This is a genomic window from Devosia sp. LjRoot16, from assembly GCF_964252795.1.
GTDB lineage: Bacteria > Pseudomonadota > Alphaproteobacteria > Rhizobiales > Devosiaceae > Devosia_A.
Genome location: NZ_CAXUPH020000001.1, coordinates 733,462 through 758,118 on the forward strand (window position 1 = coordinate 733,462; position 24,657 = coordinate 758,118).

Annotated in this window: 23 protein-coding genes; 14 read left to right on the forward strand and 9 right to left on the reverse strand. The window is 64.8% G+C overall.

Features of this window, described 5'->3' with window-relative positions; all coding sequences use genetic code 11:
* Nucleotides 1-116: 116 nt before the first annotated feature.
* Nucleotides 117-1,091 (reverse strand): NAD(P)-dependent alcohol dehydrogenase, encoded by a 975-nt coding sequence (locus tag ACSQ23_RS03465; protein ID WP_436089732.1) that lies wholly within the window; start codon nucleotides 1,089-1,091, stop codon nucleotides 117-119.
* 172 nt (nucleotides 1,092-1,263) lie between these two features.
* Between ACSQ23_RS03465 and polA the strand changes: the two genes are divergently transcribed.
* Complete coding sequence (polA, locus tag ACSQ23_RS03470) at nucleotides 1,264-4,179, forward strand: DNA polymerase I (protein WP_436089733.1); 2,916 nt, start codon at nucleotides 1,264-1,266, stop codon at nucleotides 4,177-4,179.
* 225 nt (nucleotides 4,180-4,404) lie between these two features.
* Here polA and ACSQ23_RS03475 read toward each other — a convergent pair whose 3' ends face one another.
* The 3 genes from ACSQ23_RS03475 to ACSQ23_RS03485 are packed head-to-tail and all read right to left on the reverse strand — an operon-like array spanning nucleotide 4,405 to nucleotide 6,689.
* The gene (locus ACSQ23_RS03475; RefSeq protein WP_436089734.1) at nucleotides 4,405-4,740 is read right to left on the reverse strand and encodes a TfoX/Sxy family protein; all 336 of its coding nucleotides are present in this window, start codon (nucleotides 4,738-4,740) and stop codon (nucleotides 4,405-4,407) included.
* Between the two features lie 51 nt (nucleotides 4,741-4,791).
* Nucleotides 4,792-5,646, reverse strand: a complete 855-nt coding sequence (locus ACSQ23_RS03480) for an FRG domain-containing protein (RefSeq protein ID WP_436089735.1) — start codon at nucleotides 5,644-5,646, stop codon at nucleotides 4,792-4,794.
* Nucleotides 5,647-5,648: 2 nt separating this feature from the next.
* Nucleotides 5,649-6,689, reverse strand: a complete 1,041-nt coding sequence (locus tag ACSQ23_RS03485) for a type I restriction enzyme HsdR N-terminal domain-containing protein (RefSeq protein ID WP_436089736.1) — start codon at nucleotides 6,687-6,689, stop codon at nucleotides 5,649-5,651.
* A 122-nt stretch (nucleotides 6,690-6,811) separates the two neighbouring features.
* Here ACSQ23_RS03485 and ACSQ23_RS03490 point away from each other — a divergent pair, with 122 nt between their 5' ends.
* Together ACSQ23_RS03490 and ACSQ23_RS03495 are read left to right on the forward strand one after the other, a co-directional pair.
* Entirely contained in the window at nucleotides 6,812-7,072 is a 261-nt protein-coding gene (locus tag ACSQ23_RS03490) for a DUF2171 domain-containing protein (protein WP_055876270.1), read from the forward strand.
* 373 nt (nucleotides 7,073-7,445) lie between these two features.
* A complete protein-coding gene (locus ACSQ23_RS03495) occupies nucleotides 7,446-8,126 on the forward strand; it encodes an outer membrane protein (protein WP_436089737.1) in 681 nt (226 codons plus the stop codon).
* 82 nt (nucleotides 8,127-8,208) lie between these two features.
* Here ACSQ23_RS03495 and ACSQ23_RS03500 read toward each other — a convergent pair whose 3' ends face one another.
* Both ACSQ23_RS03500 and ACSQ23_RS03505 read right to left on the reverse strand, forming a co-directional pair.
* Nucleotides 8,209-8,580 carry a GFA family protein gene (locus ACSQ23_RS03500; RefSeq protein ID WP_436089738.1) on the reverse strand — a complete coding sequence of 124 codons (372 nt, stop codon included), beginning with the start codon at nucleotides 8,578-8,580 and terminating at the stop codon, nucleotides 8,209-8,211.
* 245 nt (nucleotides 8,581-8,825) lie between these two features.
* Entirely contained in the window at nucleotides 8,826-9,695 is an 870-nt protein-coding gene (locus tag ACSQ23_RS03505; protein ID WP_436089739.1) for an alpha/beta fold hydrolase, read from the reverse strand.
* A 153-nt stretch (nucleotides 9,696-9,848) separates the two neighbouring features.
* Here ACSQ23_RS03505 and ACSQ23_RS03510 point away from each other — a divergent pair, with 153 nt between their 5' ends.
* Nucleotides 9,849-10,256 carry a DUF1810 domain-containing protein gene (locus ACSQ23_RS03510; RefSeq protein WP_436089740.1) on the forward strand — a complete coding sequence of 136 codons (408 nt, stop codon included), beginning with the start codon at nucleotides 9,849-9,851 and terminating at the stop codon, nucleotides 10,254-10,256.
* Nucleotides 10,257-10,407: 151 nt separating this feature from the next.
* On the opposite strand, the gene ACSQ23_RS03515 is transcribed toward ACSQ23_RS03510, so the two are convergent.
* Nucleotides 10,408-11,016: a DnaJ domain-containing protein gene (locus tag ACSQ23_RS03515; RefSeq protein ID WP_055876256.1), complete on the reverse strand. Its 609-nt coding sequence runs from the start codon at nucleotides 11,014-11,016 to the stop codon at nucleotides 10,408-10,410.
* Between the two features lie 80 nt (nucleotides 11,017-11,096).
* Between ACSQ23_RS03515 and ACSQ23_RS03520 the strand changes: the two genes are divergently transcribed.
* Complete coding sequence (locus tag ACSQ23_RS03520; protein ID WP_436089741.1) at nucleotides 11,097-11,780, forward strand: HAD family hydrolase; 684 nt, start codon at nucleotides 11,097-11,099, stop codon at nucleotides 11,778-11,780.
* 351 nt (nucleotides 11,781-12,131) lie between these two features.
* Nucleotides 12,132-12,965: a cell wall hydrolase gene (locus ACSQ23_RS03525; RefSeq protein ID WP_436089742.1), complete on the forward strand. Its 834-nt coding sequence runs from the start codon at nucleotides 12,132-12,134 to the stop codon at nucleotides 12,963-12,965.
* Between the two features lie 355 nt (nucleotides 12,966-13,320).
* Here the strand turns inward: ACSQ23_RS03525 and pckA are convergent, their stop codons facing one another.
* The gene (gene pckA / locus ACSQ23_RS03530; protein ID WP_436089743.1) at nucleotides 13,321-14,883 is read right to left on the reverse strand and encodes a phosphoenolpyruvate carboxykinase (ATP); all 1,563 of its coding nucleotides are present in this window, start codon (nucleotides 14,881-14,883) and stop codon (nucleotides 13,321-13,323) included.
* A 227-nt stretch (nucleotides 14,884-15,110) separates the two neighbouring features.
* Here pckA and ACSQ23_RS03535 point away from each other — a divergent pair, with 227 nt between their 5' ends.
* The 4 genes from ACSQ23_RS03535 (at nucleotide 15,111) to ACSQ23_RS03550 (ending at nucleotide 18,598) form a co-directional block, all read left to right on the forward strand.
* On the forward strand, nucleotides 15,111-15,830 hold the full coding sequence (locus ACSQ23_RS03535) for a response regulator transcription factor (protein ID WP_055876245.1): 720 nt from the start codon (nucleotides 15,111-15,113) through the stop codon (nucleotides 15,828-15,830).
* 68 nt (nucleotides 15,831-15,898) lie between these two features.
* Complete coding sequence (locus ACSQ23_RS03540; protein ID WP_082527950.1) at nucleotides 15,899-17,632, forward strand: sensor histidine kinase; 1,734 nt, start codon at nucleotides 15,899-15,901, stop codon at nucleotides 17,630-17,632.
* Nucleotides 17,629-18,114, forward strand: a complete 486-nt coding sequence (locus ACSQ23_RS03545) for an HPr kinase/phosphorylase (protein WP_436089744.1) — start codon at nucleotides 17,629-17,631, stop codon at nucleotides 18,112-18,114. The genes ACSQ23_RS03540 and ACSQ23_RS03545 overlap by 4 nt, the downstream gene beginning before the upstream one ends.
* A gap of 85 nt (nucleotides 18,115-18,199) precedes the next feature.
* The gene (locus ACSQ23_RS03550; RefSeq protein WP_055876237.1) at nucleotides 18,200-18,598 is read left to right on the forward strand and encodes a PTS sugar transporter subunit IIA; all 399 of its coding nucleotides are present in this window, start codon (nucleotides 18,200-18,202) and stop codon (nucleotides 18,596-18,598) included.
* Between the two features lie 265 nt (nucleotides 18,599-18,863).
* Here ACSQ23_RS03550 and ACSQ23_RS03555 read toward each other — a convergent pair whose 3' ends face one another.
* Nucleotides 18,864-19,562: a phosphodiester glycosidase family protein gene (locus tag ACSQ23_RS03555; protein ID WP_248310495.1), complete on the reverse strand. Its 699-nt coding sequence runs from the start codon at nucleotides 19,560-19,562 to the stop codon at nucleotides 18,864-18,866.
* A 210-nt stretch (nucleotides 19,563-19,772) separates the two neighbouring features.
* Here ACSQ23_RS03555 and ACSQ23_RS03560 point away from each other — a divergent pair, with 210 nt between their 5' ends.
* From ACSQ23_RS03560 to ACSQ23_RS03575, 4 genes are all read left to right on the forward strand, one after another.
* Nucleotides 19,773-20,087 carry an HPr family phosphocarrier protein gene (locus ACSQ23_RS03560; RefSeq protein ID WP_055876232.1) on the forward strand — a complete coding sequence of 105 codons (315 nt, stop codon included), beginning with the start codon at nucleotides 19,773-19,775 and terminating at the stop codon, nucleotides 20,085-20,087.
* A gap of 176 nt (nucleotides 20,088-20,263) precedes the next feature.
* A complete protein-coding gene (accD, locus tag ACSQ23_RS03565; RefSeq protein ID WP_055876230.1) occupies nucleotides 20,264-21,223 on the forward strand; it encodes an acetyl-CoA carboxylase, carboxyltransferase subunit beta in 960 nt (319 codons plus the stop codon).
* 75 nt (nucleotides 21,224-21,298) lie between these two features.
* Nucleotides 21,299-23,290, forward strand: coding sequence for an SUMF1/EgtB/PvdO family nonheme iron enzyme (locus ACSQ23_RS03570; RefSeq protein ID WP_055876227.1), 1,992 nt, complete (start codon nucleotides 21,299-21,301; stop codon nucleotides 23,288-23,290).
* Nucleotides 23,291-23,313: 23 nt separating this feature from the next.
* A complete protein-coding gene (locus ACSQ23_RS03575) occupies nucleotides 23,314-24,636 on the forward strand; it encodes a bifunctional folylpolyglutamate synthase/dihydrofolate synthase (protein ID WP_055876224.1) in 1,323 nt (440 codons plus the stop codon).
* Nucleotides 24,637-24,657 lie beyond the last annotated feature (21 nt).

Below are 24,657 nucleotides of genomic sequence, written 5' to 3' on the forward strand. Positions count from 1 at the left end.
CCGTTCATGGCCCTTACAATGATTAACAAGCTTGTGGAAAGTCTGTCCCGAAAGCGACGCAAATCGGGCAATGGCTTGACGGACTCTGGATTGCCACGATCTGCGGGGCGAAGCATCTATCCTGCCAGTTGCAGCACGACACTGCCGCGCTTGCGTCCGGTATCGACGTGACGATGCGCCTCAACCACCTGATCGAGCTGATGAATCCGGTCGATGACTGGTCGCAATGCGCCGGCCTTGGCGAGCTCGATCTCGAAGGCGACATCCTCCGGCCTGGGCTTGAAGCTGATCGGGATCACCCGCTTGCCGCTGCGCCGGCTGTTTTTGCCGGCGCCGAGCATGCCCTTCAAGTCGAGGATCACCAGCAGCAGCGCCCCGCCGGGTTTCAGCGCGGGCTCGGCCCGCTCGAACGGCGCATTGCCGACGCACTCGAAGATCACGTCGTACTGCTTGCCGTTCTTCGTGAAATCCTCGGCCTTGTAGTCGATCACGTGGTCGGCGCCGAGCGAGCGCACCAGCTCGGCATTGCCGGCGCTGGTCACCGCCGTGACCACGGCGCCGAAGTGTTTCGCCACCTGCACGGCCGAAGTGCCGACGGCGCCGGAAGCGCCGTTGACCAGCACCTCGTCGCCGGGCCTGATCGGGCATTGCCGGATGCACTCGGCGACGGTGTGGCCGCCGAATACCAGCGCCACGGCATCCTCGAAGCTCCAGCCCTCGGGCTTGAGCACCATCGCCTCGGTCTGCTTGAGCGTGACATATTCCGCATGCCCGCCGAACTTCATGCCGGTGAGGCCCACCACCGCGTCGCCCGGCTTGAAGCGCGTCACGCCGGCGCCCACCGCCTCGATCACGCCGGCGAAATCCATGCCGAGGATTTTCTTGCGCGGTGCAAAGATGCCGATGGTCAGCGGGCCGAAAAATTCGAGCCCCTTGGGCAGGTCGCGGGTCCGCATGCGGTAGTCGCCGACGCTCACCGTCGAGGCATGGACGCGCACCAGCACCTCGTCGGCCTGCGGCACCGGTTTGGGCAGCTCCTCAACCCGCACCACGTCCGGCCCGCCGAACGACCGATAGACAGCTGCCCGCATCCTTATCTCCCCTCCCGGCCCGACCGGTAGCCTAGACATGGTGCGCGTCAGGGCGATTACAATCGGGAGCGGTTGCAGCGGCGCCGGACTGCCCCCCGTGTCAGCCTTCGTCAGGGTTCATCCCCGGCGGCTTCTCGGCTAAGGTCCGGCCCCGACCATCCGGAATCGTTTCATGCATCTCGTTCTCGTCGACGGCTCAGGCTTCATCTTTCGGGCCTTCCATGCCCTGCCGCAGCTTACCCGCAAGAGCGACAAGCTGCCGGTGGGCAGCGTGATCGGGTTCTGCAACATGATCTGGAAGCTCAGCGAGGATCTCTCGGGCGACGACGCGCCGACCCATATGGCGGTGATCTTCGACTATTCGTCGAAGACCTTTCGCGATGAGATCTACGCCGAATACAAGCAGCACCGGCCGCCGGCGCCGGAAGAACTGGTGCCGCAGTTCCCGCTGACCCGTGCCGCGACCCGCGCCTACGGCCTGCCCTCGATCGAGATGGAAGGCTACGAGGCCGACGACATCATCGCTACCTACACCGCGCTCGCCAAGGACGTCGGCGGCAAGGTGACGATCGTTTCGTCCGACAAGGACCTGATGCAGCTGGTGGAGCCGGATGGCTCGGTGCGGCTGCTCGACACCATTCCGCGCCCTGGCCAGCCGCCTTTGCGCTGGATCGGCTCGGACGAGGTGTTCGCCAAGTTCGGCGTCGGGCCGGATAAGGTCATCGAGGTGCAGGCGCTCTGCGGCGACGCGGTCGACAACGTGCCGGGCGTTCCCGGCATCGGGGTGAAAACCGCGGCCGAGCTGATCAACACCTTTGGCGATATCGAGACGCTCTTAAGCCGCACCGCCGAGATCAAGCAGCCGAAGCGCCGCGAGGCGCTGGAAACCAATGCCGAACTGGCCCGGATTTCGAAGCGTCTGGTGACGCTCAACCGTGAGACGCCGGTGGAGCTGCCGCTCGAGGACCTGGTGCGCCAGCCGGTCGAACCGGCCAAGCTGTTTCCGTTCCTCAAGGCGATGGAATTCTTCGCCATTTCGAAGCGCCTCGGCACCCTGCTCGATGCCGACCCCGAGGCGTGGCCGGCCGATCCGGAGCTGGCGGCCAAGCCCGCCGAGCCGGTGGGCTTTGACAACAATGCCCGGGCCGAGGCGCGCGTGGCGCGGCAATCGGCTGAGGGCCGGGCGGATTCCGCTCCGGTGCTGCATGCCAAGCTCGAGCATGAAAAGATCAAAGCGATCCCGCTCGACCATTCGAAATACGAGATCATTCGCGACGCCGCGCACCTGCAGCGCTGGATCGACGCGGCCTATGCCGAGGGGATCGTTGCCACCGACACCGAGACCACCGGGCTCGACAACCAGACCGCCGATCTCGTCGGCATCTCGTTCTCGACCGCGCCGGGCAATGGCGCCTACCTGCCGCTCGGCCATACCGAGGGGCATGGTGACCTCTTAGGCGGCGGCATGGCCGAGGGGCAGATGGACCTCCGGGCGGCGCTCGAGCAGATCAAGCCGCTGTTTGCCGATCGCTCGATCCTCAAAATCTTCCACAACGTCAAATACGACCTCGGCATCCTCGCCCGCTACGGCATCGAGGTGCGCTCGTTCGACGACAACCTGCTGCTCAGCTATTCGCTCGATGGCCCGCAGTTCAACACCATGGGCGAGCTTTCCGATCACTGGCTGGGTCTCGCCGGCATGTCGATCAAGGAGCTGCTCGGCAGCGGCAAAACGCAGAAGACCTTTGCGCAGGTGCCGATCGCCGATGCCGCGAAATATGCCGCCGAAGATGCCGACCTGACCTTCCGGCTGTGGAAGGTGCTGAAGCCGCGGCTGGTGGCCGAGAACATGACGACGCTCTACGAGACCATCGAGCGGCCGCTGGCGCCGGTGCTGGCGCGCATGGAAGGCCGCGGCATCACTGTCGACCGGCAGATCCTCAGCCGCCTCTCGGGCGATTTCGCGCAGCGCGCGGCTGCTCTGGAAGCCGAGGCCTATGAGCTGGCCGGCTCCAACTTCAACCTCGGCTCGCCCAAGCAGCTGGGCGAAATCCTGTTCGACCGCATGGGCCTGCCCGGTGGCACCAAGACCAAGACCGGCGCCTGGTCGACCGGCGCCGATGTGCTCGAGGATCTCGCGACGCAGGGCATCCCGCTCGCCCGCACCATCGTCGACTGGCGCCAGCTGACCAAGCTGATGGGCACCTATACCGATGCGCTGCCGAGCTACATCAACCCGCGCACCGGGCGGGTCCACACCACCTATTCGCAGCACTCGGTGCTGACCGGGCGGCTGAGCTCAAACGACCCGAACCTCCAAAACATCCCGGTGCGCACCGAGGATGGCCGGAAGATCCGCACCGCCTTCGTCGCGCCGGCAGGGAAGACTTTGATCAGTGCCGACTATTCGCAGATCGAGCTCCGCGTCCTCGCCCACATCGCCGATATCCAGGCGCTGAAGGATGCGTTCGAGGAGGGGCTCGACATTCACGCCATGACGGCGTCGGAAATGTTCGGCGTGCCGGTCGAAGGCATGCCGTCGGAAGTGCGGCGCCGCGCCAAGGCGATCAATTTCGGCATCATCTACGGCATCTCGGCCTTTGGTTTGGCTAATCAACTAGGAATCGAGCGCTCGGAAGCCGGGGAGTACATCAAGACCTACTTCGCCCGTTTCCCCGGCATCCAGGATTACATGGCCGAGCAGCGCCGCAAGGTGAAGGCCGATGGCTATGTGGAGACCATTTTCGGGCGCAAGGTGAACTTCCCCAACGCCAACTCCTCGCACCCGGCCGAGCGCAGCTTCGTCGAGCGCGCGAGCATCAACGCCCCGATCCAGGGCTCTGCCGCCGACATCATCCGCCGCGCCATGATCCGCATGGAACCAGCACTGAAAGCCGCCGGCTCAGACGCCCAGATGCTGCTGCAGGTGCACGACGAACTGATCTTCGAGGTGGACGAAGGCAAGGAAGACGGCGTGATCCCGGTCATCGTCAAGACGATGGAGAACGCGTCGGAACCGGCGGTCCGGCTGACCGTGCCGATCAAGGTGGACGCGCACGCGGCTCGGGATTGGGACGGGGCGCATTAGCGCGCACCAATCTATCAGTCAGGCACCCTCCCCCTCGCGGGGAGGGTAGCGCAGCTCGGGAGCAACGCGACCTAGCGCAGCTTGGGTGGGGGCGAAGCGGGCTCAGTGCCTGACTGCTGGCCACCAGCGTACCGCACACCCCACCCCATCCCTCCCCGTCAAGGGGAGGGTACCGATCGAGCCAGGGTCGACCGCCTGAGCACCAGCCGCAGTTGCCCCCAGCGATCAGCGCTTCTTCTTCACCTTGGGCTTCGGCATCGGCAGCGCCGCGGTGGTCACCCGCACCAGCTCGGCCATCCACTCCGCATCGTCCCAGCGCTCCCCGGCAATCCGGAAGCTCGGCTTGGCGCCGCTGTAAGCCGGCTGCTCATCCACCGCCTGCCCGAGAAACGCCCGTCCCTCCGGTGTCGGCTTGAGGAAAAACTGGTCGTCACAGACCAGCGCAACGATCTTGCCGTCGCAGTAGACGCCATACTCGCCGAACATCTTGCGAGCGGAGACTGCGCCGGCGGAGGCGAGTTGTTCGAGGAGGTAGTCGACGGTGGAGGGCTGGGATGACATTGCGATCTTCGATTCTGGCTCAGGCACAAGATGTGTGCGTGATCCCGTGCATTAGGGATGGTGGTAGTAGTGCCGCTTTAGCCACCTACTAAGCCCATCCAGTCCAGGGTAGATGACGCGTTCCGTAATGTTTGCTTGATCCAACCGATCTCGGACTTCCCATTTGAGCTTCGCCGGGACTACGACCTTTTTGTATAGGCTGCCGCGCTGACCGAACCACCTATTCATCATCATGGTCGGGTCAGACATAACGGAGAAAAGGGCAAACTGATTCACGATACGATCGTCTAGTGAAGGAGGTTCAAAGAACAGTGCGAAGGGCTTCTTCGACAAACGGTCGAAGTCTCGAAGATTGCTAACGTTCCTTGGCCTTACGTTCTGCGGCCCAGCCAGCGACGTCGGATCGCTGACGCGGTTGTCTCTCTCTAGGTTGGCGAGCATGTCGACGGTGAATACCCCCGACCCCTCGGACCTTAGTACCGAACGCAGAGGAGTAGATAATAGACGATGTATCGCGGGAACATCGGCTACCCATACTACCCCGTCGACTTCCATCTTATCGAGATGATCCGTCGCGAAATGGAGCGCAACAAACGGAGAGTACGTCCAATCGAGAAGTCTCGTGGGCAAACCATGATGCTGGGCTACTGAAAGCCAGTACCAGAATGAATCTTTGTCGGCGACGTCGCGATGTGCATACTTGCGGAAGTTCCTCAAGAGATGAGGCTCCAGTGACGCGTAGTCACCCTTGATGCGCATCAAGGAAGTTTCGAGCTCCCATGTGGCGTCTACCACCCCTCGATATGCTGCCGTGGAGCGATAACGTCGAATGGCGGGATTGAAGTCGCCCTCGTACAGCTCGGATATCAAGTCGTGCCAGTTCTTGGGGTCAACGATCTGGGACATGTTTACGCCACGTACGACCTGATGGTTGCTCCGATGTGCTGCCGCAACTGATAGAGGTCCTCGATCTCCACAATGTCGTGCCGCACCCCCTCCTTGTCTGCCCCGAAGATGGTCACGAACTTGCCCTTCCCGTTGAAATGCAGGCGCGCGATGGGCTTGCGATTATTGTCGTCGAAGAGGATGGCGCAGTAGGACTGAGCATCTCGCAGGAAAATACGTGAGACAGGCGCCACCTCGGCTGCGATAGCGCGGACGATCATGAATGCTTGCTTCTCCTCCTCGGTCGTCTCGACTTTGGCCTCGTTCACCTCAGGCAGCTTCTCTTCCTTGCCACCATCGAAGGCTACGTCGATCCGCTTCAGCGCGCGCTGCCGGAACAGGTCATCGAAGGCCCGCTTCACGATCGGCTTCATCGTTTCGACGACCGACGAGCGCAACTGCCCCTCATAGAAGTCGCGGGCCACCATACGGACGAACTCCTCGTCCGGGCTCGCCCACTGCTTCTCAATAAAAGCCATCGCGCCGCGCAGGTACTTCAGCGAGGACGCCGCAGCCTTGATGTTCTCGATCGAGAAGGTGTTCTTGTGGAACTTCTCCAGCTCTCGGAGGTCGTTGTCGTCGTAGGACAGGAGGTCGAATTTGAAGAACGGATTGGCGTCCATCTTGTTGGGCGCCTCGAGGTCGGCAAAGAACCAGATCTGCAGCCCGTTGGTCAGGATGCCGATGTTCGCGTCGCAGGCATGGTAGTACCGAAAAAGCTGACTGTACTGGGCGTCTCGCAAGCTCACGGAGACCGACTTCGCCTCAACCAGATACTCGATCTGACCACCGATCTTGATGGCGTAGTCGATCTTCTCGCCCTTCTTGAGTCCGACATCGGCCACATACTCGGGAATAACCTGCGTCGGATCAAAGACGTCAAATCCGAGCACACGCAGAAACGGCATGACGATGGCGTTCTTGGTGGCCTCTTCGGTTTGAGCTATTGCCTGCGCACTAATGGCGCGCTTCGCCAAATCGGCGACATCATCCTTAAATGTCATTTATTCCCCCTACCCCACGGGAATACATGACTCCGATCATTGGGCGTCTGCAAGTGGGATGGTTCCGCATCCATCCCCGCCCCCATGCGTTCCCCCTGCTCCAGCAACCAAGGAGCAGTGTCATGTCGAACCTTTCGGGTATCCGCGAACATATGGAAGTCATCGGCGCCGATGGGGTGCATGTGGGGATTGTGGATCGGGTTGAGGGTGGGCGGATCAAGCTCACCAAGGCCGAGGCGCCGGGCGGTAGCCATGAGGGGCATCACCACTATGTGCCGGGCATCCTCGTCGCCGCCGTCGAGGGCGACAAAGTGAGGCTGTCGGCCGATGCGGCCAATGCCGAGCTGTTCGAGGAAGAAGAGGACGGCAAGACGCGGCACTGAGGTGATGCACCGGTCACCCTCCCCCTCGCGGGGAGGGTAGCGCAGCCGGGAGCGACGCGACCTGGCGAAGCTAGGGTGGGGGGCGACGCGCGCTGGATGGAACGGGGTTTCGCTCCGCAGCGCGATGCCAAGTACATCCCCTGATGGGAAGGGGCCCACGCACCAATCGAGCGTGCTTCGCCCCCCACCCTTGATCCCTCCCCGCGAGGGGGAGGGTGACGACTGCTACATCGAGCGCTGATCGTTCCGCGTGTCGTGATGCTTACGTTATCAAGCCTCCGCGAAACTGGAATTTCGCGCTCCCCGCGCTTCCGTTTGGGGCGCGGCTATGCCATTGGGATTGCATACTGATTATTCTTTGCGGTGGGCTCCAATGAACAAGTTTGTGCTTCTCCTTGCGGCAGGCGTCTCGGCGCTGGCCATTTCCTCGGCTTCGGCGGCCGATCTCATCATCGATACCCCGGTTGAGGCCGGCGTGGTCCAGGCCAGCGGCAACTGGGATGGCGCCTTTATCGGCGTGTTCGGTGGCTATGGCTGGGCCGAGCTCGGCAGTGACCTTGCGCCGCCCGGCGCGCAGTTCCCTGAGCCGGCGGGCTGGTTGCTTGGCGTCGCTGCCGGCGTCAATTTCACGCTGGATAACGGCATCGTGCTGGGCGTCGTCGGCGACATCGCCTGGGCCGACCTCACCGAGACGCTTACCCAGCCGGGGTTTGGCAGCCTCACCTCGACGGTCGACTGGCAAGGCTCGCTGCGCGGCCGGATCGGCTTCGACGGCGGTGCTTTCCTGCCTTACCTGACAGCGGGTCTGGCCGTCGCACACAACAGCGTCGAGGCTGTGCCGGTTTTGGGCCCCAGTTTTGGCGACGACGCCACCCATGTCGGTTGGACGGTGGGCGCCGGCCTCGAGTTCGCCGCCACCGAGGACCTGTCGGTCGACCTGGCCTATCGCTACAGCGATTATGGCGATGCCGACTACACCCTCGGCTTGGCGCCACCCAGCCCGCTCAACATCACTACCCATCAGGTCACGGTCGGTCTTAACTGGGGCTTCTGACCTCGCGGTCGGCAGTTGCCGATCCGGACGGGTTAGAGACAGAAATTCAGCGGGCGGCTTCGGCCGCCCGTTTCATTTTCGGCTACCAGAGGTTGCGGCCGTCGATGACGTTCACCGGCAGCGACTGCATCAGCTCGTAGTCGTCGAGGATCTTGACGTTGATCGCCATCTTCTTCCGCTCCGGCACCTCGGTGTCCTCGAGCGAATAGTCGGGGCTGACGCCGTAGGTGGTGCAGCCGCAGCGGGTGCAGAAGTGGTGCTCGTGCAGCGGGCTCACGGGCGAGTACACCGCACCATAAGTGTCCGAGAGGATGCGCGGGCCGCCGACATCGTAATAGGCCCAGAGGCCGCCGGATTTGGTGCACCAGGTGCAGGTGCACTGGGTGGCCTCGGTCGGCGCCTTGGGCAGCTCGATGCGGGTGCCGCCGCAGTAACAGGTGGCGATGGTGCTCATCGGGGGTCTCCTTGTCTGGTGTGACAAGGTTTGGCCGGGGTATGCTGACAAAGGCTGTCAGCAGTGACGGTGACGACGGCCACGCGGGCGCAAATGTTGCGCCCTGGCCAGGGGCCAACGAAGCAACTGAGTGTGTTTCACCCCCCACCCTTGATCCCTCCCCGCGAGGGGGAGGGTGACGACTGCGGGATCGAGCAAAGAAGGCCGGCGGTTTCCCGCCGGCCTCACACTCATTCTGCCGTCGATCAGCCAGGGAAGCTCGGCTTGGCCGGGAGTTCCTGCTTCAGGAAGGCCGGGACCACGGCCTTCATGATCTCGACGTTCGCGGGGTTGAAGAAGACGTTGATGTGGCTGGTGCCGGGGAGGACCAGCAGCTGGGTCTTGGGCAGGCCGGCCATGTCGCCGTTGACGAGGCCACCGGCGGCCTGATGGTGCTTCGAAATATAGTCGAGCCCGACGATATCGGCGTCACCGTAGATATAGAGCGAAGGCACGCTGATCTTGGCGAAATCGGCCGACCAGTCGAAGGTGTTGAGGTCGAGTTGCTTCAGCTTTTCGACCAGCAGCGGGAAATTCTCCGGGTGCGGGTTCAGGCGCTTGAACTCGCCTTCGAACGGGCTGCCGGCGAACATCTCGGGAGTGATCCCTTCGATCATCTTCATGAAATCGGGGCCCATAGTCTCCTCGTCATACTTGTAGCCGGCGGACGCGGCGACGATGCGGGTGACCTTTTCGGGGTGATCGATGGCAAAGCGGATGGCGACGCCGCCGCCCATCGAGAAGCCGAACAGCGCGGCCTTGTCGATCTTCAGTTCGTCGAGCAGCGCCGCCACGTCATCGGACATACCCTCATAGGTGATCGGGGTGTCGCGGTCGCTGGTGTGGCCGTGGCTCTGCAGCTCGACGGCGATCACCTTGTGGTCCTTGGCCAAGGTCGGGATCAGCCCGGCCCAGTTGCTGTCGACTGACATGTAGGCGCCGTGCAGCAGCACGAGCGGTTCACCCTCGCCATGCACCTCGTAGTACATGTCGAGGCCGTTGATTTTGGCGGTTTCGGCCTGGGCAGCACCAACGAAGCCGAGGGCAAGGGCGGCGGCAAGAAGGGTGGTCTTCATGGTCGTTTCTCCTGTTGTCGTCGGCGCGTCCCTCGCGCCTTCTGACTTCACGACGAGCGGCGAAATCGGGAATCGACATGGGTGATGAAAAAACTTCGCGCGGGGTTCGGGAGTTCCAATCCGCGGGAGTTTGGCGCGTGCTAGGCTCGAGGCATGTTCGAGCATTTCGTCACGGCGCAGGAGCCGGTTTACGCCCAGGTGCTGGCCGAGCTCCGCGCCGGGCGGAAACAGACGCACTGGATGTGGTTCATCTTCCCGCAGCTCAAGGCGCTCGGCCGTAGCGCCACGGCTTTGCGCTTCGGCATTGCCGATCTCAAGGAGGCGCGGGCGTATCTGGCGCATCCCGTGCTGGGGGCGCGGCTGGTCGAGTGTGCGGGGATTGTCGGCGGCGTTGCCGGGAGGACGGCGCATGAGATCTTCGGCTCGCCCGACGATGTGAAGCTCAAATCGTCGATGACGCTGTTCGCACATGCGGCGGAGGATGCGACGCCGTTCCGGCGGGTGCTGGAGCGATATTATGACGGGGTGGAGGATCCGCTAACCGCAGACCTGGTGAGATAAGCCCACCGCGCCCTACCCAAACTCGGTGTCATCCCAGCGAAAGCTGGGACCCAACTCGCAGCCCGCGCCGGCGGATAGATGGGTCCCAGCTTTCGCTGGGATGACATTCGGTGGGGTAGCTAGATCGGAGCCGCCACGGGGCGCAAAGCCCCTACCCCTCAGCCTCCAGCGCTGCGATCAGTTCGATCTCGCTCTCGTAATTGCCCAGCTCCGCCAGCGCCGTTTCCAGCATGGCGACGCGGCGCTTGATGGTGCGGTGCTGTTCGGCCTTGGCGGCGACCTGGGCGTCGAGGCGTTCAGCGAAGATGTTGCGGTCTTCGTCGGTGCGGCGGATGCGGGCGCGCAGCGTCTGCAGAGCGCCGATCTCGGTGTCGGTGCGGGCCATCGAGAGCCGGGCATCGGCGAGGCCGGTCTGCACGGCGGCCGACATCTGGGCGATGAAATCGACGTTCTCGAGCTTCAGCCGGGTGGCGATGGCGGTTTCGACCGCCGCATCGAACATGTCGGCGAGGATCGCCGCCACCTCGCGGCGATAGCTGGTCACCGCCTCGTCATCGATAATGCCGGTCTCGTCGAACAGCCGGCGCGAGTCGGGATCGGAAAGGAGGCCGAAGGCGCGGACCACGACGACAAAGTGCTCCGGGTCGCCGCCCCGATCGGGGTGAGCGAGCTGCACCTTGCGGCGGTAAGCCTGCTTGATGTCGGCGGGGCGGGCGGCCTTGCTGACTTCAAGCACCTTATAGGGATCGAACACGGTCATCGCTGGGCTCATAGCAGGTCGTCGCCGGTGGTTGAAGCCAAGGGTAGCGGCGGGAGTGAAATCTGCCTATATCCCCCGACATGTCCCCGACCGTTCCGACCGCTCCGCTCCGCCCGTTCTCCGCCATTGTCTTCGATATGGATGGCACGCTCCTCGATACCGAGATGGTGTTCAAGCAGATCGTCTGGGATGTGAGCGGTGAGCTCGGCTTCGAGATGACCGAGACCGTGCACCACGCCATGGTCGGCTCCAGCCACGAGACCACCAACCGGCTGCTGGTCGAGGCCTATGGGGTCAGCTTCCCCTACACGATCTTCGACGAGAAGTGCCGGGTGCTGATGAGGGAGAAGATGAGCGAAGTGGTGCCGGTGAAGACCGGCGTGCACGAGCTGCTCGCCGAACTCAAGGCCCGCCGCATCCCGGCGGCGGTCGCCACCTCGTCACGGGCCCCGCACGCGCTGGGCCACCTTGGCGGCGCCGGGATCCTGTCGATGTTCGAGACGGTGGTGACGCGCGATGACGTCGTCAACCCCAAGCCGCATCCCGAGCCCTACCTGATGGCGGCAAAGCGGCTGGGGATCGACCCGAGCCTCTGCATTGCGGTGGAAGACTCCCATACCGGGGTGCGCGCCGCGCATGCGGCAGGGCTGCAGACCATCATGGTGCCCGACATCGTCGCCCCCTCGGACGAGATCAGCGCGCTCTGCGTCGCGGTGATGCACAGTCTCCATGATCTGAGGACTGCGGCGTTCGCCCAGGGCTGACCGGCCCCCAAGTCCAGCTGGAATCGCCAGGTTAATTCACGCCCTCGCAAGGGGCGTGGAAACTGTGTCGTTCGCGCAACGATTCGGATCGATTAACTTTTATCGATTGCCGCAACACCCCCTTACCCACCTCCAAAACTCAGTAAAATCAGGGCTTTCACCCCGGAGGGAGAGCCGTTAACCTCAAATTAGCAACCTAACATTCATGGTTAAGTAACTGTAAATTCTGGGTTCCATCGTCACCCAAGCTCGGCTACGTTCCGGGCAAGGGTAACTAGACAACTGGGGCTGCCTCGGGGGCGGCATCGGGGGAAGGTAGGCGGATTGCGAGCAGGGTCGATCGCACCAGCGATGCGTGTTTTCACGCATGCATTGGCGTTCGCCGCAGCAGCACTGGTGCTGCTGGTGACATTTGCTCCGTCGTCCGCTGAAGAACTCGTCGACGAGACGGTGGTTCCCGCCGCCATCACCCAGAGGGTGGCGCTGAAGCGCGAGCAGTTCCAGACCAGTGCGCAGCCGCAGCTGACCAATGAGGTGCTGCAGGCCTATGTGGAGCGCCGCAAGCAACTCGACAATTTTGAAGGCTTTGATGTTCCGGCCCCGAAGGCGGAACTGACCGAAGCCATGCTGATGGGCTATATCGCCAAGCGGCAGAACCAGGCGCTCGACGCGATCGAGAGCGTCGATATCTCCGACAAGCCAGCGCTCACCTCAGCCGTGCTCTCCAGCTATGCCAAGGCCGATTTCGTGCCGACCACCAAGCGGGTAAAGCTGGCCGACGGCGAACGGCTCTGCCTCGCCCAGGCGATCTACCACGAAGCCCGCGGCGAAAGCCGCGAGGGGCAACTAGCCGTCGCCAACGTCATCATCAACCGGGCGATGAGCAAGAAGTATCCCTCGACCATTTGCGGCGTGGTGTTCCAGAACGCCGACAAGGGCCGCTACAAGTGCCAGTTCACCTTCGCCTGCGACGGTCGTTCTGACTTGGGTCGCGAGCGCTCGGCCTGGAACCGGTCGATCAAGCTGGCCGAAGACGCGTTCTACGAATTCCAGCGCGGCGAGCGCCCAGGCGTGGTGCCGGCCTCGGTGCTGTTCTACCACACGACGGCAGTGGCGCCGAAATGGTCCCACACCTTCAACCGCGTCGCCGCCATCGGCTCGCACGTCTTCTACTCGACGAACTGAGACCTAACAGTCACCGGATGAATGGGCCCTGAACGGGGCCTTTTTCATTTGGGGGGGCTCCCAGGGAGCACGGTGGCTCCGCAACCCCCTCTCTTGCGATTTCTAAGGCTTAGCCAAGAAGCTAAGCCCAAGAAATCGCTTTCTCCCCCGCAAGGGGGGAGATGATCGGTGGCCTCCACTTGGATCGGGGTTTCAGTCGGGGCTCTCCCCCTCGGCGGGGGGAGAAAGCGAAAACTTGGGCTTAGCGAAGCTAAGTCCTTAGTTTTCGCCAGAGAGGGGGTCGTGGGGAGCCACGTGCCCCCAGAAACAACAATCCCCGCTCGCGCGGGGACCGTCACACTCAGCAATCGCGGCCCTACTCAGCCGCGACCGACACCGGCTCGAACTTCCGGTAGTTCGTCGCGAACAGGTCCTGCAGCTTGGCCGCTGCCGCATCGTACGCTGCGACGTCGGCCCAGTTGGCGCGGGGGTCGAGCGCGCGGGGCGTGACGCCTTCGACGCGGAGCGGCACCTGCATGCCGAACAGCGGCTCGGTGCGCAGTTCGGCGCGCTCGAGTTCGCCCGCGAGCGCCGCGTCGAGCAGCCGGCGGGTGGTGGCGATGTCGATGCGCTTGCCGACGCCGTAGCCACCGCCGGTCCAGCCGGTGTTCAGCAGGTAGATGCGGGCGCCCGAGACCTCGAGACGCTGCTCGAGCAGCCGGCCGTAGACCGTGGGGTGGAGTGGCATGAACGGCGCGCCGAAGCAGGCCGAGAAGGTGGCGACCGGCTCGGTGACGCCGCGCTCGGTGCCGGCCACCTTGGCGGTGTAGCCCGAAAGAAAGTGGAACACCGCCTGTTCGGGGGTGAGCTTCGAAATCGGCGGCAAAACGCCGAATGCGTCGGCGGTGAGGAACACCACGGTGCGGGGCTTGCCGCCGACACCGCCCGGCGCCACCGCCGGCAGGGTTTCCAGCGGGTAGGCGGCGCGGGTGTTCTCGGTGAGCGAGATGTCGTCGTAGAGCGGCACCAGGTTGTCATCGAGCTTCAGGTTCTCGAGCACGGTGCCGAAGCGTTGCGTCGCCGCATGGATCTGCGGCTCGGCCGTCGCGCTGAGCTTCACCGTCTTGGCGTAGCAGCCACCCTCGAGGTTGAACACGCCATCGGCGGTCCAGCCATGCTCGTCGTCGCCGATCAAGAGGCGCTCGGGATCGTTCGACAGCGTGGTTTTGCCGGTACCCGAGAGGCCGAAGAACAAAGCCACATCGCCATCGCCGCCGATATTGGCCGAGCAGTGCATCGGCATGGTGCCGGCGAACGGGGCATGGAAATTGAACAGCGAGAACACCGATTTCTTGATCTCGCCGGCATAGGCGGTGCCGGCGATCAGCACCAGCTTTCGCGCCATATCCAAGGCGATCACCGTGCCGCTGCGGCTGCCATGGCGGGCCGGATCGGCGGTGAAGCTCGGGAGGTGGAGGATGGTGACGTCGGTCGCCCCTCCCACGGTTTCCGGCCGGATCAGCAGGTTGCGGATGAACAGCGCGTGCCAGGCGGTCTCGGTGATGACGCTGACCCGCAGCTGCTGCCGCTCGTCGGCGCCGGCGAGGAGGTGCTGGCCGTGCAGGGTGCGCTCGGCGGTGGCCGCAACCATGTCGGCGAGCAGGGTTTCGAACTGCTCAGGCGCCATCGGCTGGTTGTTGTCCCACCAGACCTGATGCTCGGTCATGGCATCGCGGACGATGAACTTGTCCTTCACCGAGCGGCCGGTGAACACCCCGGTGGTGACTGCCAGCGCCCCGCCGGCCGCCAGCCGCCCTTCGCCCTCGGCGAGCGCGGTTTCCACCAGCGTGGGGGGCAACTCGTCCCAACGGACATGAGCCAAAGCCCCGATCCGCGTTGCGAGCTCCAGGTGAATCTTGTCGTCGATACGCTGCGCCATGGCCGTTACCCTCGGTCTGGAATGACCATGAGTTACGGCCGTATAGGGCCCCTCGCCCATCGGGAAATCCGGCTTAAGACGGAAGTCCTGCGACTTCGGTTGAGTGCGGCATGCTGGCAATCATTGGCGACGCGCCTTATTTATGCGCAATTGTGGCAGTCAATGCTCGCCACAATTCGAGGCGCGATGCTGAATCGCGCAGCGAGAGTTGGATGAAAGGGAGCTCAATGCCCAAGATCGCACTGGTGGATGACGACCGCAATATTCTGACTTCGGTGTCACTGACGCTCGAAGCCGAGGGCTATCAGGTCGCCACCTATACCGATGGGGCTTCGGGCCTGGAAGGTCTGACCGCCGACCGGCCGGACCTCGCCATCCTCGATATCAAGATGCCCCGCATGGACGGTATGGAACTCTTACGCCGGCTGCGCCAGAAATCCGACGTGCCGGTGATCTTCCTCACCAGCAAGGACGAGGAAATCGACGAGCTGTTCGGGCTCAAGATGGGCGCCGACGATTTCATCACCAAGCCGTTCAGCCAGCGCCTCCTGGTCGAGCGGGTGAAATCGGTGCTGCGCCGCGCCGCGCCGCGCGACCCCGCCGCAGCCGGGGCAAATCCGGGCGCCGAGGCCGCGCCGAGCAAGGCGCTGATCGAGCGTGGTTCGCTGGTGATGGACGAAGAGCGCCACACCTGCACCTGGAAGGGCCAGCGGGTGACGCTGACCGTCACCGAGTTCCTGATCCTCCAGGCCCTGGCGCTGCGCCCCGGCGTGGTGAAATCGCGCAATGCGCTGATGGATGCGGCCTATGATGACCAGGTCTATGTCGATGATCGCACCATCGACAGCCACATCAAGCGGCTGCGCAAGAAGTTCAAAGCCGTTGACGACGATTTCGAGATGATCGAAACCCTCTACGGCGTAGGTTACCGCTTCAAGGAGCAGTAAGAGGACAATTGGCCGTCACCGAAGAGGAGCTGCCGGGTTCCAAGCCCGCATCCGCGGAGGTCGGCATCATGCCGAAGCTCAACCGGATCGCCGGGGCTGTCGGTACCGTCGTGCTCGCGGCGATCAAGCAGATCCAGCGCGCGCTGGCGCTGACGATCTTCTCGAGCCTGGCGCGCCGCATCATCGTCCTGAACCTTGCCGGCCTCGCTGTGCTGGTGATCGGCATCCTGTTCCTCAACCAGTGGCGCACCGGGCTGATCGAAGCCCGCGTGCAGAGCCTCCGCGTGCAAGGCGAAATCATCGCCGCGGCGATTGCCGGCGACGCCACGGTGGACAGCGACGTCATCACCGTGAACCCCGACCGGCTGATCGAGCTGCAGGGCAGCGAGGTGGTCTCGCCGCTCAGCTTCTTCGATCCGAGCCTCGAATTCCCGGTTAATCCCGAGCGCGTGGCGCCGCTGTTGCGCAACCTCGTGACCCCGACCCGCACCCGAGCCCGCATCTACGACCAGCAGGGCCTCCTCATCCTCGACAGCGCCAACCTCTATGCGCGCGGCGAGGTGCTGCGGCAGATCACCAAGCCGCAGGACAATGGCAGCTTCTTCCTCAGCGACTGGTGGAACGCCTTTGTCGACTGGCTGCCGGGCGACGATTATCCGCAATATCAGGAGTTCGGCGCCGACGAGGGCACGCGTTATCCGGAAGTGGCGGCGGCGCTGGGCGGCGCCCCGACGGCGATCGTCCGCATCGACCCCAAGCGGCAGCTGGTGGTGTCGGTGGCGGTGCCGATCCAGCGGGTGCGCGCCAATGTCGGCGTGCTGCTGCTCTCCACCCAGCCCGGCGATATCGACCAGATCGCCAGCGCCGAGCGCTGGGGCATTCTGCGAATCGCGCTGGTCGCCGCCACGGTGACGGTGATCCTGTCGCTGCTGCTCGCCGGCACCATTGCCGGGCCGCTGCGCCGGCTGGCGGGCGCCGCCGAGCGGGTGCATTCGACGGTCAACAGCCGTACCGAAATCCCGGATTTTTCCGATCGTACCGACGAGGTCGGCCACCTCAGCAAAGCGCTGCGCTCGATGACCTCGGCGCTCTACAACCGCATCGAGGCGATCGAGCGGTTTGCCGCCGATGTGGCGCATGAGCTGAAGAACCCGCTGACTTCGCTGCGCTCGGCGGTCGAAACGCTGCCGCGCGCCAAACGCGCCGAGGATCGCGAGCGCCTCAATGCCATCATCCAGCACGATGTGCGCCGGCTCGACCGCTTGATCTCCGATATCTCGAACGCCAGCCGGCTCGATGCCGAACTGGCGCGGCAGAGCGCCGAGCGGGTCGATATCGCGCAGCTGGCCGACGCCATGGTCTCCATCCAGAAGGACGTGGCGGCCAACCGCAAGGTCGATGTGGTGCTGGAAAAGCATGTCAGCCGCTATGTGCCGATCGCGCTGGGCCATGACAGCCGTCTGGCGCAGGTGATCAACAACCTGATCGACAATGCCGTGTCGTTCTCGCCCGAGGGCGGCAAGGTGCTGGTGGTGGTGCGCACCAGCGAGGACACCATCACCATCACGGTGACCGATGAGGGGCCCGGCATCCGCGGCGATATCAGCCGGATCTTCCAGCGCTTCTACACCGACCGACCGGACGGTGAGCATTTCGGCGATCATTCCGGCCTCGGCCTCGCCATTTCCAAGCAGATCGTCGAGGCGCATGGCGGCAGCATCACCGCCGAGAACCGCTCCGACCGCAGCGGCGCGCTGTTCACCGTCAAGCTGAAGCGGGCGGCGGCCGAGAAGCGCCGGTGAGCGACAGCCTCAACATCCATGCCACAGGGCTGGTGCTCGGCGGCACCGGCCTGATCCTCCGTGGCCCATCGGGCTCGGGCAAATCGCTGCTGGCCCTCGACCTGCTCGAGCAATGGGAAGCGCGCGGCTTACCAGCGCTGCTGGTCTCGGACGACCGGGTGGTGATCGTTGCCGGCAACGGCGAGGTCAGCATGCGGCCGGCGCCGAATATCGAGGGGCTGATCGAGCTGCGCGGCCGCGGCATCGTCCGCCGGCCGTTCGCCGCCGAGGCGCGGCTGCATCTGGTCATCGACCTGGTCGAGACGCTGGAGCGCATGCTCGAAGAGGATGCATTGGTCACTGAACTCGGCGGTGTCACCCTGCCCCGCTGCCCGGTTCCGCGGGCGGGAGTGATCGACGCGCGGCACCAGTTGCTGCTGATCCGCGAGGCGATCGCCGCCGTCAACGCCCCGCCTCCGGTGGCGCGACAAAAAACCACTTGAATCAGGGCCGCCCAAGGGCAAGACTCCCGGCTCCTCTGGGAAGCCTGTTGCCCGGCCGGAACCTGCGAGACTTTGGGGATACTGCATGATCGGCATGGTTCTGGTGACGCACGGGGCGCTCGCCGTAGAATTCAAATCCGCCCTCGAACATGTGGTTGGTCCGCAGGAGATGGTGGAGACCGTCGCCATCGGCCCCGATGACGACATGGAGGAGCGTCGCAACGACATCCTCAAATGCGTCGACGCCGCCGACCAGGGCCAGGGCGTGGTGATCCTCACCGACATGTTCGGCGGCACGCCGTCCAACCTCGCCATCTCGATCATGCAGCAGCGCGAGGTCGAAGTGATCGCCGGGGTGAACCTCCCCATGCTGGTCAAGCTGGCGCGCGTCCGCGCCGACCTCGAGATCAAGCAGGCGGTGAAGGAAGCCGCCGAGGCCGGTCGGAAATACATCAACGTCGCCAGCGAGACGCTGGGCGGGTAGGACAGCTACCGCCAAGGCTCGCAGTCGGCGTCCCTCCCCCGCTTGCGGGGGAGGGGGGACCAGCCGAAAGGCTGGTGGGAGGGGGGAGCCGCAGACACTGAGCCAAGCCCCAGCCGCCCACTGCGGGTGCAGTGGGGCATAACCTGACCGTCCGTGCGCGCCAGCCCACAATCAGAGCGTGGGGCACCCCCCTCCCACCACGCTTTCGCGTGGTCCCCCCTCCCCCGCAAGCGGGAGAGGGTGCGCCGACTGCTGGACTGGCTCTCTACCGCTTCAGCACCGCAACAATCGGCCCGGCAGCATGCCCCCCGCCCACCACCACGCCATCGTCATCGGCGAGCCCGGACACGAAGCCATCGAGGTAGAGGGCGTCGGGGCATGACAGGGCATCCCTGAACAGGCGGGCGAAGCGGCCGAAGCTCACCACGTCGAGCGAGATGGCGAACACCACCTTGCCATCGGCGCGGACACCGACGCCGTTGCGCACGTAGCGCGAGGTTCCGTTGTCGGAGAACTCCGGGTGGAGGGCGCCATCGATCACCAGCATCGGGCCCGATTGGGTGGCGTAGGCGAGATCCGGCGTGGCCACGAAGGCCTCGGTCGCCACCACCTGCGCCCGGTGGTCGGCGGTGACGAGGAAGACGCCATTGGGCTTCAGATAGAAGTTGCCCTCGCCATCTGCGGTAACGAGGGGGGCGAGCGTCCCGCCGGCTTCGACATAGAGCCCCTGCGGGCTGCGGTCGGGCAGGTACATGCCGCCGTTCATGGCAAAAACCACCGATGGGCCGTCGGCGGCAAAGCTCTCGAGCGACCCGTAGGGTTGGCCATCGGGCGTGTGCAGAAACAGCCGGATGTCCTGGAGCGCGGGATCGACCGTGCAGGCGATGAACGCGTCACCCTCAAAGGTCACGGTTTCGCACAGGTTGGGCAGTGTCGGCGCGGCGACCGCGGGGAGACTTGCCAAGGCCAAAACCGCAAAGCACGCCAAGAGATCTACGAAACGCGCTCCCATGATCCTGTCCCCAAGCTCGATGATCTGCTTCTGCCAGCTCCGCTGCGGCGCGTCACGCCTGCCCGTAGACACCGACTGCAAGTGCGGGCTCATTTGACCAGCAGGCAGGAATCCACCAGCGAGACGCTTGGCGGCCAATTGGTTTTCCGGCATCCTAGCGGCATGGATACCGCAGCTGGTTCGGATCGGGCACTCGCGCAGCAATTGACCATCGTCAATCGCAAGGGCCTGCATGCGCGGGCTTCGGCCCGCTTCGTACGAACCGCCGAGTGCTTCGAGGCCGAGATCAAGGTGGTGCGAGACGGCCAGGCGGTGAACGGCAATTCGATCATGGGGCTGATGATGCTGGGCGCCGGCCCGGGCTCCACCATCCTGGTCCAGGCCACCGGCAAGCAGGCCCGCGAGGCGCTCGACGCCATCACCACACTGGTCAATAACGGCTTCGACGAAGACTCGGACGGCGCCCCCGCCGCCTAGCCGGCTGCGGTATTCCCGCCGATACGCAAGGCTACTCCTCGCCAAATCCCCCTTGCGCGGGGCCCTACCTGCCCTTAACCACGCCCGCTGAAGCTGATAATATCTGCCACAATCACCATATAGGCCGATGGCAGCGCCCGAATGGCGCGCACATGGACCGCGAACAGGCTTAGGCAATGAACTGGATCAACAACGTCGTCCGTCCCCGTATCCGCTCCTTCCTCAAGCCCAAGGATACCGGATCGGAGAATCTCTGGGTCAAGGATCCGGAGTCGGGCGAGATGGTGTTCTACCGCGACCTCGAAGCCAATATGTGGGTGGTGCCGAATTCCGGCTACCACATGAAGATCAAGGCCTCGGACCGGCTGGCCACCTTCCTCGACGAAGGCAAATACGACACGGTGCCGCTGCCGGCGGTGCCGCATGATCCGCTGAAGTTCCGCGACAGCAAGCGCTATGCCGACCGCCTCAAGGAAAGCCGGCTGAAAACCGGCACCGAAGACGCCGTCACCGTCGGCACCGGCGAGCTGTTCGGCCAGCCGGTGACGGTGGGCGTGCAGGATTTCGATTTCATGGGCGGCTCGCTCGGCATGGCCGCGGGTTCGGCCATCGTGACCGGGCTCGAGACCGCCGCCAGCAAGCACACCCCGTTCGTGCTGTTCGTCTCCTCGGGCGGCGCCCGCATGCAGGAAGGCGTGCTGTCGCTGATGCAGATGCCGCGCACCACCGTGGCGGTGCTGCGCCTGCGCGAAGCGGGCTTGCCGTTCATCGTGGTATTCACCAACCCCACCACTGGCGGCGTCACCGCATCCTACGCCATGCTGGGCGATGTGCACCTCGCCGAGCCCGGCGCGCTGATCGGATTTGCCGGGCCGCGCGTCATCGAGCAAACCATCCGCGAAAAACTGCCCAAGGGGTTCCAGCGCTCGGAATACCTCTACGAGCACGGCATGATCGACATGGTGGTGCACCGGCACAACCTGCGCGAGACCATCGGCTCGCTGGTCGGCATCCTCACCAAGTCGCCGCAGCGCGAAGAGCTGAGCGAAACCGCCCCGGCGCGGCTGGCGACGCCGGTCGCCGCCAATGCCGGTGACGATCTCGTCGGCATGCCCGAGGCGGCGCACGCCGAATAGCCTGACCTCCTGCCTCTCTGCGGCAGCGGGGAGGCGGCCGGGTCGTCGTGCTCCCCTCTGGCTCAGAGAACCGCCTTGCCGTCTCCCGGTTTCAATCCCTACGTCCCTCGTCCCATCGACCTGCCTGCCGCGGTACCACTGCAGGCCGACGCCGACCTGTCGGCGATCGATGAAGCCAAGATCTTCGCCGCCCCGGACGACCCACAGGATTGGCCCGCCTGGCGTGCCGCGCTGAGCCGCTGGCGCGACGAGGCCCGCACACGCATCGGCTACGATGCCGCCCGCTATGCGGACACCAGCCGCGCCGCCCGCATCATGCACATGGTATGGTTGTGGGACGAGTGGCTCTACGACCATGCCAGCGGGCGCTTCACAGTCGACCGCTATGTCGAGGGACTCACCGAGCAGTTCGGCGGCTGCGACGGCGTCATGCTGTGGAACGCCTATCCGGTGCTCGGCATCGATCCGCGCAATCACTTTGCCTATTTTGAGGACGTGCCCGAACTGCCCGAGGTGGTGGCCGCATTCCAGCGTCGCGGCATCCGGGTGTACCTGACCTATTATCCGTGGGAGACCGGCGCCGGGGCCGAGGCCATCGACAGCGTCACCGCGCTGGTGACGAGGCTCGGCGTCGATGGGGTGTTTCTCGATAGCTCCAAAGAGGGCAGCGCCAGGCTCCGCGTCGCGCTCGACGCCATCGACCCCGCGCTCACCGTCGAAGGCGAGTCCCGCGTGCCGCTGGCCCGCGTCGCCGACCAGTTGATGTCGTGGGGCCAGTGGTTCGCCGACTCCAAGATCCCCGGCGTGTTGCGCTCCAAGTGGTTCGAGCGCCGGCACGATATCCACCACGTCCGCCGCTGGAACCGCGATCATCTGGACGAACTGCACTCCGCCTGGCTCAACGGCACTGGCGTGCTGGTGTGGGAGGTGGTGTTCGGCGTCTGGGTCGGCTGGAACGCTCGCGACCGTGACCTGCTGCGCACCATGCGGCGGCTCTATCGCAGCCACGCCGCCTGGTTCATCTCCGAAGACTGGGTGCCGCTCGCCGACCATCCGGGCGATGGCGAAGTGTATGCCTCACGCTGGGAGCATCAGGGCCAGCCGCTGTGGACGGCGGTCAACCGCGGCGAGGCCGTCGATGGCGTCTGGCTGGTGGTGGAGGGCGAGGTCGGCGCCGGCTTCGTCGACCTGGTCAGCGGCAAGGCCTTGACCGCAACCACCCTGCCCGATGGCCGGATCGGCATCGGCGGCGCCTTGCCGAGCGGCGGGATTGCGGCCGTCGCCCGTGCCTCGGGCGAACTTGAGCCGCAACCGCCCCTTGCCGCGTCGAGCTTCTTTCCCGCCCGCATGGCGCTGCCACTGGCCGGACCGAAGACCGAGGCGACGTCCACGCCTCGTGGCATGGTGGCGGTCACCGCGCCGGCGCAGGACCTCGTCGTCACCTATCGGCTGCGCGAGACCGGCCTCTATGGCGAAACACCGTTCATCGAGGAATGGAAGCCGCTGCCGCCGCGGCTGCACGAGATCGTCAGCCTCACCCGACCGGTGCCGGCACTGCACTTCGCCATCTCGCACGCCGAGGTGACCAATGCCGAGTTCTACGCCTTCACCGACGCCACGGGCTATTGGCCAGCTCGGCCCGAGCGCTTCCTTGCCCATTGGCGTGACGGTCGCCCGGCGCCCGGCACCGAAACGCTGCCGGTGACGCATGTCGAACTGGCGGACGCGCGGGCCTATGCCCGGTGGGCCGGGCTGCGGCTCGCCACCGAGGACGAATGGCAGGTCGCCGCCGAACAAGGCAAGCTCGAGCGGCTCGCGCCGCTGGTCTGGAACCTCACCGAGAGCGAGCATTGCGACGGCCGCACCCGCTTCCACATCCTCAAGGGTGGCTGTGAGCTGCATCCGGTGGTGTCCGACTGGTATGTCGAGAGCGGCCTGCTGCCGCCACAGCGCTCGGTGAAGCTGCTGCAGCTCGGCGCCGGGCTCAACCGTTCGCCCGCGATCGGGTTCCGCTGCGCCATCGACCTGATCGGACAGGAGGTATCGGCGGGGTCTTTCGCCGCCTGAGGGCCTGATGCTAAAAGCGCGCCATGCTCCTGTTCGAGAATCTCGTTCCTGTGTCCCGCACCGACGCTATCCTCAAGCGGCTGCTCAAGCTGCATCCGAAGCTTATCGACCTTAAGCTCGATCGCGAGGTCCGTTTACTCGAGCGGATCGGCAACCCGCAGGATCACCTGCCGCCGGTGATCCATGTCGCCGGCACCAACGGCAAGGGCTCGACGCTCGCGTACCTCCGCGCCTTCCTCGAGGCCTCGGGCAAGAAGGTGCACGTAATGACCTCGCCGCACCTGGTGCGCTTCAACGAGCGCATCCGGCTGGCCGGGAAGCTCGTGTCATCGCGCAAGCTCAACCAGGCGCTGGAGTTCTGCGAACAGGCCAATGGCGGCGAGCCGATCACCTTTTTCGAGATCACCACGGCGGCGGCGCTGAAGCTGTTTTCGGAAGTGAAGGCGGATTACCTGCTGCTCGAAACCGGCATGGGCGGGCGGTTCGACGCCTCCAACGTGGTGGCGCGGCCGCTCGGCACGATCATCACCCCGGTCGACTACGACCATCAGAACTTCCTCGGCAACAGCCTCGACAAGATCGCCTGGGAGAAGGCCGGTATCCTGAAGCGCGGCGCCAAGGCGGTGTTCGGCCGGCAGCGCGATGAAGGCCGCGCCGTATTGGTACGTGAGGCAGCGCGGCTGGGCGTCACGCCGCTGATCGCCGGCGAGGATTTCGACGGGCGCGCCGAAGATGGCCGGCTGGTCTACCAGGATGAACAGGGCCTGCTCGACCTGCCGCCGCCGGCGCTGGCCGGTCCGCACCAGTTCGATAACGCGGCGCTGGCGATTGCCGCGACGCGGCATTTCGGCCTGCCGGTGAGCGATGCCGACATCGCAAGAGGGCTTCGTGAGGTGGTGTGGCCGGCGCGCCTGCAGCCGGTGCACGGCACGCTGCTGCAGATGCTGCCGCCGGGCTCCGAACTCTGGATCGATGGCGGGCACAATGCCCATGGCGCCGCGGCGCTGTCGCTGGCGCTCAAGGAAATCGAGGCTCGGCGGCCGCTGCCGCTGGTGCTGATCATGGGGCTGATGAACACCCGCAAGCCCGCCGATTTCCTCGCGCCGTTCAATGGGATGGTCGAGCAGGTGTTCGCCCTGACCATTCCGGGCGAGCCCAACGCGCACGCCGCCGCGACCATTGTGGAGCAGGCGCGCGAGGGTGGGTTCGAGGCGGTGGAATCGAGCTCGATCCTCAACGCCCTCGCCGATGCCGCCAAGCTTGGGCATGCGGCGCGCGTGGTGTTCGCCGGCTCGTTGTATCTCGCCGGGCACGTGCTGCATCAGAACGGCACGCCGCCGACTTGAGGTTTGTGCGTGGGGCCACCC

Coding starts and splice junctions, on each gene's coding strand:
- ACSQ23_RS03465 (WP_436089732.1), bottom strand. CDS start 1,091: ATGCGGGCAGCTGTCTATCGGTCGTTCGGCGGGCCGGACGTGGTGCGG.
- polA (WP_436089733.1), top strand. CDS start 1,264: ATGCATCTCGTTCTCGTCGACGGCTCAGGCTTCATCTTTCGGGCCTTC.
- ACSQ23_RS03475 (WP_436089734.1), bottom strand. CDS start 4,740: ATGTCATCCCAGCCCTCCACCGTCGACTACCTCCTCGAACAACTCGCC.
- ACSQ23_RS03480 (WP_436089735.1), bottom strand. CDS start 5,646: ATGTCCCAGATCGTTGACCCCAAGAACTGGCACGACTTGATATCCGAG.
- ACSQ23_RS03485 (WP_436089736.1), bottom strand. CDS start 6,689: ATGACATTTAAGGATGATGTCGCCGATTTGGCGAAGCGCGCCATTAGT.
- ACSQ23_RS03490 (WP_055876270.1), top strand. CDS start 6,812: ATGTCGAACCTTTCGGGTATCCGCGAACATATGGAAGTCATCGGCGCC.
- ACSQ23_RS03495 (WP_436089737.1), top strand. CDS start 7,446: ATGAACAAGTTTGTGCTTCTCCTTGCGGCAGGCGTCTCGGCGCTGGCC.
- ACSQ23_RS03500 (WP_436089738.1), bottom strand. CDS start 8,580: ATGAGCACCATCGCCACCTGTTACTGCGGCGGCACCCGCATCGAGCTG.
- ACSQ23_RS03505 (WP_436089739.1), bottom strand. CDS start 9,695: ATGAAGACCACCCTTCTTGCCGCCGCCCTTGCCCTCGGCTTCGTTGGT.
- ACSQ23_RS03510 (WP_436089740.1), top strand. CDS start 9,849: ATGTTCGAGCATTTCGTCACGGCGCAGGAGCCGGTTTACGCCCAGGTG.
- ACSQ23_RS03515 (WP_055876256.1), bottom strand. CDS start 11,016: ATGACCGTGTTCGATCCCTATAAGGTGCTTGAAGTCAGCAAGGCCGCC.
- ACSQ23_RS03520 (WP_436089741.1), top strand. CDS start 11,097: ATGTCCCCGACCGTTCCGACCGCTCCGCTCCGCCCGTTCTCCGCCATT.
- ACSQ23_RS03525 (WP_436089742.1), top strand. CDS start 12,132: ATGCGTGTTTTCACGCATGCATTGGCGTTCGCCGCAGCAGCACTGGTG.
- pckA (WP_436089743.1), bottom strand. CDS start 14,883: ATGGCGCAGCGTATCGACGACAAGATTCACCTGGAGCTCGCAACGCGG.
- ACSQ23_RS03535 (WP_055876245.1), top strand. CDS start 15,111: ATGCCCAAGATCGCACTGGTGGATGACGACCGCAATATTCTGACTTCG.
- ACSQ23_RS03540 (WP_082527950.1), top strand. CDS start 15,899: ATGCCGAAGCTCAACCGGATCGCCGGGGCTGTCGGTACCGTCGTGCTC.
- ACSQ23_RS03550 (WP_055876237.1), top strand. CDS start 18,200: ATGATCGGCATGGTTCTGGTGACGCACGGGGCGCTCGCCGTAGAATTC.
- ACSQ23_RS03560 (WP_055876232.1), top strand. CDS start 19,773: ATGGATACCGCAGCTGGTTCGGATCGGGCACTCGCGCAGCAATTGACC.
- accD (WP_055876230.1), top strand. CDS start 20,264: ATGAACTGGATCAACAACGTCGTCCGTCCCCGTATCCGCTCCTTCCTC.
- ACSQ23_RS03575 (WP_055876224.1), top strand. CDS start 23,314: ATGCTCCTGTTCGAGAATCTCGTTCCTGTGTCCCGCACCGACGCTATC.